Origin of the sequence: Streptomyces muensis (genome assembly GCF_021474425.1) — a bacterium.
Lineage (GTDB): Bacteria > Actinomycetota > Actinomycetes > Streptomycetales > Streptomycetaceae > Streptomyces > Streptomyces muensis.
Genome location: NZ_JAKEIP010000008.1, coordinates 1 through 12919, shown reverse-complemented (window position 1 = coordinate 12919; position 12919 = coordinate 1). Strand labels below are relative to the sequence as shown.

Below are 12919 nucleotides of genomic sequence, written 5' to 3'. Positions count from 1 at the left end.
GTCAGCCCCGGGACAGGGCGCGGCGGACGACGTACGGCAGGATGCCGCCGTGCCGCAGATAGGCCAGCTCCTGGCGGGAGAAGACCCGCAGCCGCAGTTCGGCGGTGGCGCGGTCCCCCTCGGCCCCTCGTAGGCGAAGGGTGATCCGGTTGGTGCCGACGGCCAGGTCGCCGAGCCCCTCGAACGACAGCTCCGCGTCCCCCGTGAAGGGCAGGGACCCGGCGTCGTCGCCCTCGGCGAACTCCAGCGGCAGCACACCCATGCCGATCAGATTGCTTCGGTGGATGCGCTCGTACGACACGGCGATCACCGCCCGCACCCCCAGCAGGGCCTGCGCCTTGGCCGCCCAGTCCCGGCTGGAGCCCGCCCCGTAGTTGCGCCCGGCGACGATCACCAGGTCGTGGCCCGCCTCCCGGTAGGTGGGCGCCGCCCGATGCACGGGGAGGACTTCGGTCCCGTCGGCCGTGTACGCGTGGCCGCCCGGAAGCGGCGGGATTCCCGGCAGCAGGTTCGTCACCGCCGCGTTGGTGAACGCGCCGCGCAGCATCACCTCGTGGTTGCTGCGGCGCGTGGAGTACTGGTTCAGGTCACGGCGGGCGACCCCGCGCGCGGTGAGCCACTCACCCGCCGCGCTGCGGGCGGGGATGGAGCCTGCGGGGGAGATGTGGTCGGTGGTGACGTCGTCGCCGAGCCGGAGCAGGACCCTGGCCCGTTCGATCCGCGGCCGGGCCGGCGGCCGGGCCGAGAGGCGAGTGAGGTGCGGGGGACGGCGGATGTACGTCGACCCTGGTTCCCACGGGAAGCGGGTGCCCTCGGGGGCCTCGATCTCCTGCCACGCCGCGCTGCCCCGTCGTATGCCCGCGGCGTTGGCGCGGAACATCTCCGGCCGCACGAACTCCGCGACGCACGCGGCGACTTCCTCGTCGCTGGGCCAGAGATCCTTGAGATGGACCGGGATGCCTTCGCGGTCCGTTCCGATCGGCTCGTTCTCGAAGTCGTGCAGGATCGAACCGGCCAGGGCGTAGGCGACGACCATCGGCGGGGAGGCGAGGTACGACAGGGAGACACGCGGGTTGACGCGGCCCGCGAAGTTGCGGTTGCCGGAGAGGACGGCGACCGGCTCGGTCGTGCCCCGTTCGGCGAGGTGCTCCATCCGCGGGTGCAGCGGGCCGGAGTTGCCGATGCAGGTCATGCAGCCGAAGCCGACGATGTGGAAGCCGGTCCGCTCCAGCGCCGGCAGCAACCCGGCCGCACGCAGGTACTCCTCGACGACCCGTGAGCCCGGGGAGAGCGAGGTCTTGACCCACGGTTTGGCTCCCAGCCCGCGCCGGACCGCCCGCTGGGCGAGGAGACCCGCCCGCACGACGAGCGCCGGATCGGCGGTGTTGGTGCAGCTCGTGATGGCGGCGATGGCGACCGGGCCGTCGGGTAGCGGCTCGCCGAAGCCGCCGGGTTCGTCGGTCCTGCGGCCCGCCGCCTGCCGGAAGGACGCCGGTACCCCGGACAGCGGCAGCCGCTGATGCGGCAGCTCCGGGCCCGCCACGCTGGGCTCGACCGTGCCGAGATCGAGGTCGAGGAGCCGGTCGTAACGCGGCACGGGTCGGTCGTCGGTGCGCTTGAGGCCCTGGGCGGTGAGGTAGGCGTCGACGAGACGCACGTGCTCCTCCTCGCGGCCGCTGAGGCGCAGATAGGCGGCGGTCTCGTCGTCGTAGGGGAAGTGGACGCAGGTCGCGCCGTACTCGGGTGCCATGTTGGAGACCGCGGCGCGCTCGGCCCAGCCGAGGGTCGTGACGCCGTCGCCGCAGAACTCGACGAACTTGTTCACCACACCCGTGGCCCGCAGCAGTTCGGTCAGGGTCAGCGCGAGGTCCGTGGCGCCGACGCCTTGGCGCAGCCGGCCGGTCAGCCGGACGCCGACGACGTCCGGGTAGGGGATGGTGACCGGTTCGCCGAGCATGGCCGCCTGCCCTTCGAGACCGCCGACGCCCCAGCCGACGACACCCAACGCGTTGATCATCGGGGTGTGGCTGTCGGTGGCGACCAGGACGTCCGGGTGCACGCCGGGCAGACCCTCGTCGTCCTCGGCGTCCGTCACCCACACCACCCGGGCCAGCGCCTCCATGTTGACCTGGTGGATGATGCCGGTGCCGGGCGGCACGACACGGAAGCCGCGGACACTGCGCTCGGCCCACTTCACCATCGCGTACCGTTCGCCGTTGCGCCGGAAGTCGATCAGCAGGTTGCGCTCGACGGCGTCGGGGCGGCCGTACTCCTCCACGATCACGGAGTGGTCCACTGTCAGGTCCACGGGTATCGACGGCTGCAGCCGCTCGGGGTCGCCGCCCAGCTCGGCGACGCTGTCCCGCATCGCCGCGAAGTCGGCCAGGGCGGGCAGGCAGGTGGTGTCGTGCAGCATGATCCGGTTCGGGTGCACCGGCACCTCGCACGCACCGCTACCGGCGCGCGCCCGCGCCACCACCTCCGCGAGGGCCTCCGGCGAACGACGGGCCACGTTCTCGAGCAGCACCCGTATCGCGTACGGCAGCGAGTCCAGCTCCGCGGTCGGCAGGATCCGCTCCAGGGGCAGATAGCGGTGGGAGCGGCCCTCCACGGTGAGCACGGCGGTGCGGTCGGCGTTCATGATCCCCTGCGGTCTTGGGCGAGACGATGGAACACGCGGCCATATTGTCTCAAGCAGCCAACTAATACAATCGATCGATGCGTGCGCGATCAAGGTGTGCGCGATCAGTGCGGACATGATCAGTGCGTGCGCGAGGAGGGCGAGAGCGAGCCTGGGAGCGGGAGCGGCGGGGACCTAGTGCTCCGCGTCGATCCCCGTCTTCATCGACCGCACCTTGTCCAGATGCCCGGCGAGGAACGCCGACGCCGCCTCCAGATCCCCGCTCTCCACGAGGTCCAGCAGCCGCAGATGCTCCCGGGCCTGGCCCGTGAGGCGGGAGCGATCGAGCTGGTGACGGTACTCGATGAGGCGGCGCAGCCGGTTCTGGCGGCGGACGGCGTCCAGCAGGAACTGGTTGCCGGAGCAGCCCACCAGCATCTCGTGGAACGAGGCGTTGACCTGGAAGAGCTCGGCCCGCGGCAGCAGCACGACGTCCCCGTGCAGCAGGGCCTCCTGCCGGCGCCGATGCAGGTCGAAGGCCTCGGTGTCCACGGTGAAGCCGGGTTCCAGAAGGGCGGCCGGCTCGATGATCATCCGGAAGCGGTAGCTCTGGTCGTGTGCCTCGGCGGTCACCATGACGTGCCGGAACTCCCAGCCCCGTCCGCCCGCCCTGCGCCGCACCAGGTCCTCGCCCTCCATACGGGACAGCACCCGGTCCGCCTGGCGTGGCGTCAGCCGGTAGCGACGGCCGATGTCCGCCGCGGTGAAAGCGCCGGTGAGGCGGCCGCCCACGTGGTCGTCCGCGATCTCGAAGTACGCCGACTCCACCACGTCCTCGTCCTGGCCCAGGTCGGGCCGGGCGAGGGTGCTCGCGTCACGGGTCAGGAAGAAGCCACGGTTCGGGAGCCGCTGAAGGATGCCGACCTCGGTGAGGAACAGCATCGCCTTGCGCACCGGGGTGCGGGAGACCGCCAGCTCGTCCGCCGCCCACTGCTCGGTGACATGGGCGCCCTCCTTGAGGTCGCCGCGACGCATCAGGTCCACCAGCCGGGCGGCCAAGGAGGTGGTCAGGTTGGGCGTCGACATCGCTCCCGCGCTCTTCAGGTGGTGAATCAGATGGTGAAGGGGAAGAGCCCCATCCGTATCACCGAATCCGGTGCTGCTTCCAGAACGGACCGAGATCCTTGTTCGTCACCGACTGCGCGGCCTTCTTGAACGCGGCGGTGGTGGAGACGCCGTACCAGTGGTCCCGTGCGTACTGCTTCATCAGACGGGCCATGGTGCCGGCGCCGAGCGTGCGCTCCAGGTCCGCGAGGGCGCAGGGGCCGGCCGTGTAGATCAAGTGGTACTCGCCCGGGTGCGCGGCCCAGTAGGCCATGGAGTCGGTCAGTGCCGTACGGTCGCTCGGCCACTCGACCTCCGACCAGCAGCCGACGGTGTCCCAGCCGTAGAAGCGGGCGTTGGCGTACTGGGCGAAGCTCTCGTCCAGCCAGGGCGCGCCGTACTCGTCGTTGCCGACGATGCCGTACCACCACTGGTGGGCGACCTCGTGGACGACCGCGCTGCCTTCGTCGGTGGTGCCGAGGAGGACCAGGCCGGGGTACTCCATGCCGCCGCCGAACCCGCTGGTCATCACGAGGTCGATCTCGCCGTACGGGTAGCGCCCGAACTCCGCGCCGAACCGGTCGACGGCGGCGGCGCCGTCCTGACGGGTCAGACGCACCCCGGCCGCGGACGTGTCCGGCGCCCAGTACGACCTCACCCGCACCCCGCCGGGCGTGGTCTCGGTGGCCGTGCGGAACGGGCCCGCGGCCCACGCGAAGTCCCTCACCCAGTGCGCGACGCTGTGCGTGACGCTGCGGCCGGGCAGGCCGGGACGGGTCCAGGTGCGGCCGGTGGCCGGGATCTTGAGGGCGGCGGGGTGGTCGAGGGTCACCCGGAAGTCGCTCGCCAGGGCGTAGAAGCTCTCCCCGGTCGACACATACGGATCGAGGTGCCACCCCTTGGCGTCGTGCACGGCGAGCACGGGCAGGGCGTTGCCCAGGAAGCGGAAGGCACCCTCGCGGCCGAAGCGGCTGTTGCGTTCGGGCACCGTGAGGGACACCTTGAAGGCGACGGCGGCCCGCTCGCCCCGCGCGAGCGGCTTCGGCAGGGCGATCCGCAGCGCCGTGCAGTTCACGCTCAGCCGGCCCGCCGTGCCCCCGGTGACCTCGGACACCTTGACCGGCGACGGCGTCCCGGGCGTGCCGCACCCGTCCGTCCCGTTGCCCCACAGGCGTACGAACACCTCACGCAGTGGGCGGTCGGAGGCGTTGCGGAACGACACGCGCTGCCGCCCCGTCCAGCGGGAGCCGTCCGCGTCGCCGCGCAGCGTCACGTCGTAGCGAGGCCGGTCGGGTGTCGCTGCCGGGCCCGGCGCGGCCTGGGCCGTGGATGCCGAGAGGGCTTCCGGTCCGCCCGCGCTCTGCGCCAGGAGCACGGCGAGCAGGACAACCAGCAGACGCCGGACGGACGTTGACGACCACGCGGATATCGACGGCATGACAGCGGATCCTGCCACAACGGGTGAGGCGCCGGCCCTCGCGGCCACGTCAGACGGGCAGCGGAGCCAGGGTCGCGGGAGTGGGCCCGGCGGGGCGGACCGTGATGCCGTACTCCGCCTTCGTGGGCGTGGCGGTGAACTCCGGGACGTGGACCGGGAGCAGGTGTTCCAGCAGGACGGTCGACTCGCGGAGCGCGAACTGGAGACCGACGCAGGCGCGGGGGCCGATACCGAAGGGGAAGTAGGCACCCGGGTGGGCGGGTCGGCCGTCCGGGGCCGTGAAGCGCCGGGGGTCGAACTGCTCGGGGTCCGGCCACAGTTCGGGGTCGCGGTGGGTGAGGTACGGGCACACGAGGATGTCGGTGCCCGCCTCCACGGAGTACCCGGCGAGGGTGTCGTCCTCGGCGGCGTGGCGGGGCAGGATCCAGGCCGACGGGTAGAGCCGGAGCGTCTCCTGGATCAGGGCCTGGATGGCCTGTCGGCGTTCCGGTGAACCCTCGCCGCCGGCGGCGAGAGCCTCCTCGCGGGCGGCGGGATGCCGGTCGAGGAGCAGATGGAGCCAGGTCAGGGTGGTCGCGCTCGTCTCGTGCCCGGCAGCGAGCAGAGTGACCAACTCGTCGCGGATCAGCCCGTCGGTGTACTCGGGGTGCTCGGCGGCGGCCTCGGTGAGGACGTGCACCAGACCCGGGCCGTCGGGACCGTGCGCGCCGCTGCGGGCGGCTTCGACGGCGCGCCGGGCGAGGGCGTCGATCCGGGCGAGATCGGCGGCCACGGCGTCGCGGGCTTCGGCGGCGTCGGCGGGCAGGGTCGGCAGGGCCGTCGCCACGGCCTCCATCGCGGACAGTTCGCGCTCGGTCTCGTCGTCGAGAGGGTGTCCGGTCAGGGAGCGCCAGATGGCGTCGAGCGCGAAGCGGTGCATCTCCCGCCCGACGTCGAGAACCTGGCCCGTGCGGGCGTACCCGTCCCAGCGCGCTGCGGTGGTGCGGGCCGCCGCCGTGATCCGCTGCTCGTACCGGCGCATCCCGGGGCCGGTGAACTGGCCCTGCAACAAACGGCGTTGCCGCTTCCACGCCGCACCGGTGGCGGCCATCAGCCCGTCGCCGATCAACAGCCGGGCACGGTGGGAGCGCTTGACGTACCGCTCCGGGTACCGGGCGAGCACATGCTGGACCGCCGTCGGATCGGTGACGAGCACGGTCGGGGCGGGCCCGAGCCGGAACGCGGCGACGCCGCCGGCGTCTTCGCGCACCCGCGCCAGCAGCTCGACCAGTTCACCGCCCCCACCCGAACGCCATCGCTCGACGACCCCCGGCGCTGCTTCGGGGACCGGCCGCCGCCTGCCGGGAGCGGGCGGCTGGGCGTCGAGGCCGGCTTCGGTGTCCATGTCTCTTCTCCAGGTGAGCCGTTGGGCTTGGCCGCGACCAAGCACTGACGCCACGGACTGTACGGGAGCGGGCACATGGAGTCATTCGAGGTCGAGGCCGAGCACACCGCTGTCACACCGGATAGGCGTGCGTCTGCGTCGCCTTCACCGTCGCCCAGACCTCGGCGCCCGGGTGCAGATCGAGCTCGGCGGCGGCGACCGTCGTCAGGTCCGCGGCGAGGGGGAGTTCGCCCGCGAGGTCGGCACGGATCTGGTCGCCGTGGGTCTCCAGACCGGCCACCTCGCAGCGCCAGAGATTGCGGGCGCTGGAACCGGTCGGGCGGTCCCGGTGGAGGGTGACCGCGCTGGGCGGGAACGCCACGTAGACTGGTCCTGACAGGTGCTCGGCGGTGGTGATGGCGGGGCCGCCGTCCAGCCGGACCGCGTGGCCGTCGGCCTCGCCCCGGTAGAGGTTCAGGCCGACCAGCTGGGCGATGTAGTCCGTACGGGGATGGCGGGCGATGTCGGAAGGACTGCCCTGCTGGACGACCCGTCCGTGCTCGACGACGACCAGGCGGTCGGCCAGGACCATGGCGTCCAGCGGATCGTGGGTGACGAGTACGGCGACCGCCTCGAACTCGGCGAGATGGCGCTGGAGCTGGGCGCGGACCTCCAGACGGGTACGGGCGTCCAGGGCTGCCAGCGGTTCGTCGAGGAGCAGCAGGCGCGGGCGGGTGGCCAGGGCGCGGGCGAGGGCGACACGCTGGGCCTGGCCGCCGGACAGTTTGCGCGGCTTGGCGCCCGCGTGGTCCGCGAGCCCAAGGCGGTCCAGCCACTCGGCGGCCCGTGCTCGCGCCTCCGCCTTGCTCGCGCCCTGGCAGCGCGGCCCGAAGGCCACGTTGTCGAGGGCCGTCAGGTGCGGGAAGAGCAGGTAGTCCTGGAAGACGACACCGACCGGGCGGGACTCGGGCGGCGTACGGTCCAACTCCGCACCGTCCAGCCGCAGATGGCCCTCGGTGAGCGGGGTCAGCCCGGCCAGCGCGCGCAGCGCGGTGGTCTTGCCCGCGCCGTTCGGGCCGAGCAGCGCGACCACCTCGCCCGGCGCGACGGTCAGCGCCACGTCGAGGCGGAAGGCGCCGCGGACCACCACGAGGCGGGCGTCGAGCCCGTCCACGGCGGTGTCGGCGTCGGCGTCGTAGGTCTCGGTCATCCGGTGGTCGCCCCCGGTCCCCGGTCGTGCGGGCCGGGTCATCCGGCACTCATCCAACGGTCGCGCAGCCCGGCCAGCACCGCGATCGACACGGCCAGCAGCACCAGACTCAGGGCGATGGCGGCCTCCGGCTCGCTCTGGAGGGCCAGGTACACGGCCAGCGGCATGGTCTGGGTACGGCCCGGGAAGTTGCCCGCGAAGGTGATCGTCGCGCCGAACTCGCCCAGCGCCCGGGCCCAGGCCAGCACCGCGCCCGCCGCGATGCCGGGCGCGATGAGCGGCAGGGTGACCCGGCGGAACGCGGTGAAGCGGGAGGCGCCCAGGGTGGTGGCCGCCTCCTCGTAGCGTGGGTCGGCGGCCCGCAGGGTGCCCTCGACGCTGATGACGAGGAACGGCATCGCCACGAACGCCTCCGCGATGACGACGCCCGTCGTGGTGAACGGCAGCGTGATCCCGAACCACGAGTCCAGCCACTGCCCGACGATGCCGTTGCGGCCGAGCGCCATCAGCAGCGCCACACCGCCGACGACCGGCGGCAGGACCAGGGGGAGGGTGACGAGGGCCCGTACGAGGCCCCGGCCGGGGAACTCCACCCGGGCCAGCAGCCAGGCCAGCGGCACACCGAGGACCAGGCTCACCGCGGTCGCCGCGGTGGCGCAGATCAGGGACAGCCTGAGCGCCTGCCACACATCGGGGCTGGTCAGCTGCTCGGGCAGACTGTGCCACGGGGTCCGCACCAGCAGGGCGATCAGCGGCACGACCAGGAACGCCAGGCCGATCAGCGCGGGGAACAGCAGGGGCAGCGGAACGCCCGAACGGACGCGGCGACGCCGCGGCCCACCCCGGAGGCTCTCGGTCGCGGCAGCGGCCTTGTCGCTCGTCGGACTCACGGCTTGAGGAACCCGGCCTCGGACAGCACCTTCTGGCCCTCGGCGGAGCGCACCAGCGCGATGAACGCCTTGGCGGCCCCGGCGTTCTGCGTGTCCTTGAGCAGGGTGATCGGGTAGTCGTTGACGGCGTCGGCGGACTCGGGGAACTCCACGCCCTCCACCTTGTCACCTGCCGCACGCACATCGGTCTTGTAGACGACGGCCGCGTCGGCCTCCTTCAGTTCGACCTTCGTCAGGGCGGCCTTGACGTCCTGCTCGTAGGAGACGGGGGTGAGCTTCAGGCTGCTCGCGTCCAGGGCCTTCTGCGCGGCCGCGCCGCACGGCACCTGCTTGTCGCAGAGCACCACCTTCAGGTCCGAGCCGGTGAGGTCCTGGAGGGAGGAGATCCTGTCCGGGTTGCCCGGCAGGGTGGCGATCTCCAGTTCGTTGCGGACGAACGTGACGGGCGTGCCGGAGGCGTCCCCCGCATCCGTGACGATCTTCATCGTCTTCGGGCTGGCCGAGGCGAACACATCGGCGGGGGCGCCGCCGGTGATGCTCGCGGCGAGGGAGTCGCTGCCACCGAAACTGAAGGTGACCTTCGTACCCAGGTGCTCCTTCTCGAACCGCTTGCCCAACGCCTCGAAGCTCTCCTGGAGCGAGGCCGCCGCGAAGACGGTCACCTCACCGGAGATCTCGTCCGAGGCGGAGGCGGACGTGGCGGAGTCCGACCTCGCCGAGGAGTCCGAGTCGGCGGACGAGCAGGCGCTCAGCGCCAGCAGCGCCGCGGCGCTCACGCCGGTCACCTGCGAGACGCGGCGGCTGCGGCGCGCGGTACGGGTCATCACGGGTCCACTCCCTCTGGTCCTGGCGGACGCACTGGCTTGCGGTCCTGACGGACCACGTGGGCATGCGTGACGATAATGCCGCAGATGCGAGGTGAAAGTCTCCTGTGGCATTGCATGAGCCGGTGATGCGAGGTGGGCGGGTGGCATGTGCGTTTGTACGTGGCGCGGCGGGAGACGCTGGTGGTGGGGCGGGAGGACCTGCCTGAGCCCTACGCCCGGACGCTCACCCAGGGCTCGGCTCGGCTTGGCCGGCCGACTCGGCTCCGCTCAGGTCCGGTCGATGTGTACGTTCGTCGACTTCACCCGGGCGGTGGCCTCCACGCCCACCTCCAGGCCCAGCTCCTCCACGGCCTCCCGCGTCAGCAGCGACACGAGCCGGTGCGGGCCTGCCTGGATCTCGACCTGGGCTGCGACGTCGCCGAGCTTCACGGCGGTGACGATGCCGGGGAAGGCGTTGCGGACGGACGTGTACGACAGGTCCTCCTCGCCGTCACCGGACCTGGCCAGCTCCACGGAGAACGCGGCCAGGTCCTTCCCGTCGATGACGCGGCGCCCGCTCTCGTCGCGGTGGGTGGCGACGCGGCCGGCGTCCGCCCACCGCCGCGCGGTGTCGGGGCTCACTCCGAGCAGACGCGCCGCCTGGCCGATCGTGTAGGACTGCATGCGCGCCAAGATAGGCGATCAGGGCAGAGCCGCCGGTGTGTACCCCGCCGGCTGTACCGTTTCCGCAGACGATCACCGGGAGGGGCGGGATGGTGGACGACCTGCGGTTCGGCTGGGAGCTGAGCGGCAGCGGCTGGGCGGTCTGTCGCGTCGAGGACGGCGACGCGCGGTGGAAGGGCGTCGTCAGCTACTGCACGAACGCCCTTGCCGATGTGCTGCACGCCGTGGCGGGTCTGTACGGGTCGACGTCCGTGCAGCGGATCTCCTTCGACCTCGAACCGGTCGAGGCGAGGTGGGTCATGCGCGGCGGGGGACCGGACGTCGACATGGCGATCCATCGCTTTCCCGACGTGGACGTGAGCTACGACCTCCCCGACGAGGAGGGCGCCCTCGTCTGGAGCTCAAGGCAGCCCCGAAGTCTCCTCGGCCACGTCGTCCTGGAGGCCGCCCAGTCGGTGCTGCGGCTGCACGGTGAGGACGGCTATCTGGCGAAGTGGGTTCAGCACCCCTTCCCCGTCGCCGCCCTGCAAGACCTCCGCCGGCTGCACCTCCGGCACGACACGTGCGCACGCCCGCATGATGTGGCCGTCCCCTAGAGGGGAGTCGCGCCAGAGGTGCCGAAGTCCGGTCCTCGTCGGCGAAGGTCTCCACGGTGACGACCGGGCGACGCGCCGCGCACTGAACACCTCGCGCTGCGGCGTCAGATGGCCGCGCGAACGGCCCGCTCGAAGTCCTCGACATGGCTGCGGGCCAGCCGCGCCGCCTTCTCCGGCTCACCGGCGACGATCGCGTCGATCAACGGCCCGTGTTCCCCGACATGACCGGCCATGTCGGACAGCCGGTCGATGAACAGGCACCAGATGCGGGTGGCCAGGTTGTCATGGCGGACGAGCGTGTCCTCCAGATACGGGTTGTGCGCGGCGGAGTAGATGGCACGGTGGATCTGAAGGTCCAGGTGCATGAGCTCGGCGGAGTCGTCCCGCCGCGGGTTCACCCCCTCCAGCCTGCGCCGCAGGGCCGTGAGCGTCGCCCGGTCGGCGGCCGTGGCGCGCCGTGCGGCCTGGGCGGCGGCGAGGGGCTCCAACTCCTGGCGCACCTCGGAGATATGGGCGAGGTCGGTGATGTTGACCTCGGTGGCGAAGGTGCCGCGCCGGGGGTAGGTCGTGATCAGCCGCTCGTACTGGAGCCGCTTGAGCGCCTCGCGCACCGGAGTCCGCCCGACGCCGAGCGACTGGCCCAGCTGCTCCTCGTTGATCGGCGCGCCGGGGCGGATGTCGAGCATGACGAGCCGGTCGCGGATGGCGCGATAGGCGCGCTCGGCGAGAGACAGCTCCTCGCCTCCCGGTTCGCCGCGCCCCGATTCAGCGCCTTCAGGCCCGGTCGCCACCTGCTGCATGAAATGCCCCCTTGACCTGTCCGGCGAGCTCCCATACCGTACCGCAGAGTCTGATATATCAGTTGCGCATTAGTTGGCTCCCAGGATGGTGCACCCATGGCAACCAGCCCGTCGACCAGCACTCTCACCTCCCCGCTCGCCCTCCCGCTCGGCGAACTCGACCCGGACGTCGCCACCGCCGTCGCCGCCGAGCTGCACCGCCAGCAGTCGACGCTGGAGATGATCGCCTCGGAGAACTTCGCCCCGGCCGCTGTCATGGAGGCCCAGGGCTCGGTGCTGACCAACAAGTACGCCGAGGGCTATCCGGGACGCCGCTACTACGGCGGCTGCGAACACGTCGACGTCGTCGAGCAGTTGGCCATCGCCCGGGTGAGGGAGCTCTTCGGCGCCGAGGCCGCCAACGTCCAGCCGCACTCGGGCGCCCAGGCCAACGCGGCCGCCATGTTCGCGCTGCTGAACCCCGGCGACACCGTCCTCGGCCTGGACCTCGCGCACGGCGGCCACCTCACCCACGGCATGCGCGTCAACTACAGCGGCAAGCTGTACAACGTCGTGCCCTACCACGTGCGTGAGTCCGACCTGCGCATCGACATGGACGAGGTCGAACAGCTCGCCCTCGCCCACCGGCCGAAGATGATCGTCGCCGGCTGGTCGGCCTACCCGCGACGGCTGGACTTCGCCGCGTTCCGCCGGATCGCCGACGCGGTGGGCGCCTACCTGATGGTGGACATGGCGCACTTCGCCGGGCTGGTCGCCGCCGGGCTGCACCCGAACCCGGTGCCGTACGCCGACGTCGTCACGACCACCACCCACAAGACCCTCGGCGGCCCGCGCGGCGGGGTGATCCTCAGCCGCGCCGAGCTCGCCAAGAAGATCAACTCGGCGGTCTTCCCCGGCCAGCAGGGCGGCCCGCTGGAGCATGTCATTGCGGCGAAGGCGGTCGCCTTCAAGGTGGCCGCGGGGGAGGAGTTCCGGGAGCGCCAGCGGCGCACCCTGGCGGGCGCCCGCATCCTCGCCGGGCGGCTGCTGGCCGACGACGTCGCCGAGGCGGGCATCACCGTCCTGACCGGTGGCACCGAGGTGCACCTGGTCCTCGTCGACCTGCGCCGGTCCGCGCTCGACGGGCAGCAGGCCGAGGACCGGCTGCACCGCATCGGCATCACCGTCAACCGCAACGCGGTGCCGTTCGACCCGCGCCCGCCGATGGTGTCGTCGGGCCTGCGGATCGGGACCCCGGCGCTGGCCACCCGCGGCTTCGGCGCGGCCGAGTTCCGGGAGGTCGCCGACATCATCGCCGAGGCCCTGAAGGGCGAACGGCCCGACGACGAACTGCGCGGCCGGGTCGAGAAGCTCGCCGCCGCCTTCCCCCTCTACCCGCACCTGCCCTCCCCGTCCCCCCTGTCCCACC

The 12919-nt window shown here is 72.1% G+C and carries 11 protein-coding genes; 2 read left to right on the top strand and 9 right to left on the bottom strand.

Annotation, left to right across the window (positions count from 1 at the left end):
* Position 1: 1 nt before the first annotated feature.
* From acnA to L0P92_RS03810, 8 genes are all read right to left on the bottom strand, one after another.
* The gene (gene acnA, locus L0P92_RS03845; RefSeq protein WP_234761026.1) at positions 2-2641 is read right to left on the bottom strand and encodes an aconitate hydratase AcnA; all 2640 of its coding nucleotides are present in this window, start codon (positions 2639-2641) and stop codon (positions 2-4) included.
* Between the two features lie 174 nt (positions 2642-2815).
* Entirely contained in the window at positions 2816-3706 is an 891-nt protein-coding gene (locus L0P92_RS03840; protein ID WP_234761025.1) for a GntR family transcriptional regulator, read from the bottom strand.
* 58 nt (positions 3707-3764) lie between these two features.
* A complete protein-coding gene (locus L0P92_RS03835; RefSeq protein WP_234761024.1) occupies positions 3765-5162 on the bottom strand; it encodes a M1 family metallopeptidase in 1398 nt (465 codons plus the stop codon).
* Positions 5163-5211: 49 nt separating this feature from the next.
* Positions 5212-6546: a cytochrome P450 gene (locus L0P92_RS03830; protein WP_234761023.1), complete on the bottom strand. Its 1335-nt coding sequence runs from the start codon at positions 6544-6546 to the stop codon at positions 5212-5214.
* A gap of 112 nt (positions 6547-6658) precedes the next feature.
* Positions 6659-7735: an ABC transporter ATP-binding protein gene (locus L0P92_RS03825; protein WP_234761022.1), complete on the bottom strand. Its 1077-nt coding sequence runs from the start codon at positions 7733-7735 to the stop codon at positions 6659-6661.
* A 38-nt stretch (positions 7736-7773) separates the two neighbouring features.
* A complete protein-coding gene (gene modB / locus L0P92_RS03820) occupies positions 7774-8625 on the bottom strand; it encodes a molybdate ABC transporter permease subunit (RefSeq protein WP_234761021.1) in 852 nt (283 codons plus the stop codon).
* Entirely contained in the window at positions 8622-9449 is an 828-nt protein-coding gene (gene modA, locus L0P92_RS03815; RefSeq protein WP_234761020.1) for a molybdate ABC transporter substrate-binding protein, read from the bottom strand. The genes modB and modA overlap by 4 nt, the downstream gene beginning before the upstream one ends.
* Positions 9450-9719: 270 nt before the next feature.
* On the bottom strand, positions 9720-10115 hold the full coding sequence (locus L0P92_RS03810; RefSeq protein WP_234761019.1) for a TOBE domain-containing protein: 396 nt from the start codon (positions 10113-10115) through the stop codon (positions 9720-9722).
* Positions 10116-10204: 89 nt separating this feature from the next.
* Here L0P92_RS03810 and L0P92_RS03805 point away from each other — a divergent pair, with 89 nt between their 5' ends.
* Complete coding sequence (locus L0P92_RS03805; protein WP_234761018.1) at positions 10205-10711, top strand: hypothetical protein; 507 nt, start codon at positions 10205-10207, stop codon at positions 10709-10711.
* A 104-nt stretch (positions 10712-10815) separates the two neighbouring features.
* Here L0P92_RS03805 and L0P92_RS03800 read toward each other — a convergent pair whose 3' ends face one another.
* Entirely contained in the window at positions 10816-11511 is a 696-nt protein-coding gene (locus L0P92_RS03800; protein WP_234761017.1) for a GntR family transcriptional regulator, read from the bottom strand.
* A gap of 96 nt (positions 11512-11607) precedes the next feature.
* Between L0P92_RS03800 and glyA the strand changes: the two genes are divergently transcribed.
* Positions 11608-12919: serine hydroxymethyltransferase (gene glyA, locus L0P92_RS03795; RefSeq protein ID WP_234761016.1), on the top strand; the 1312-nt coding region annotated here is incomplete at its 3' end.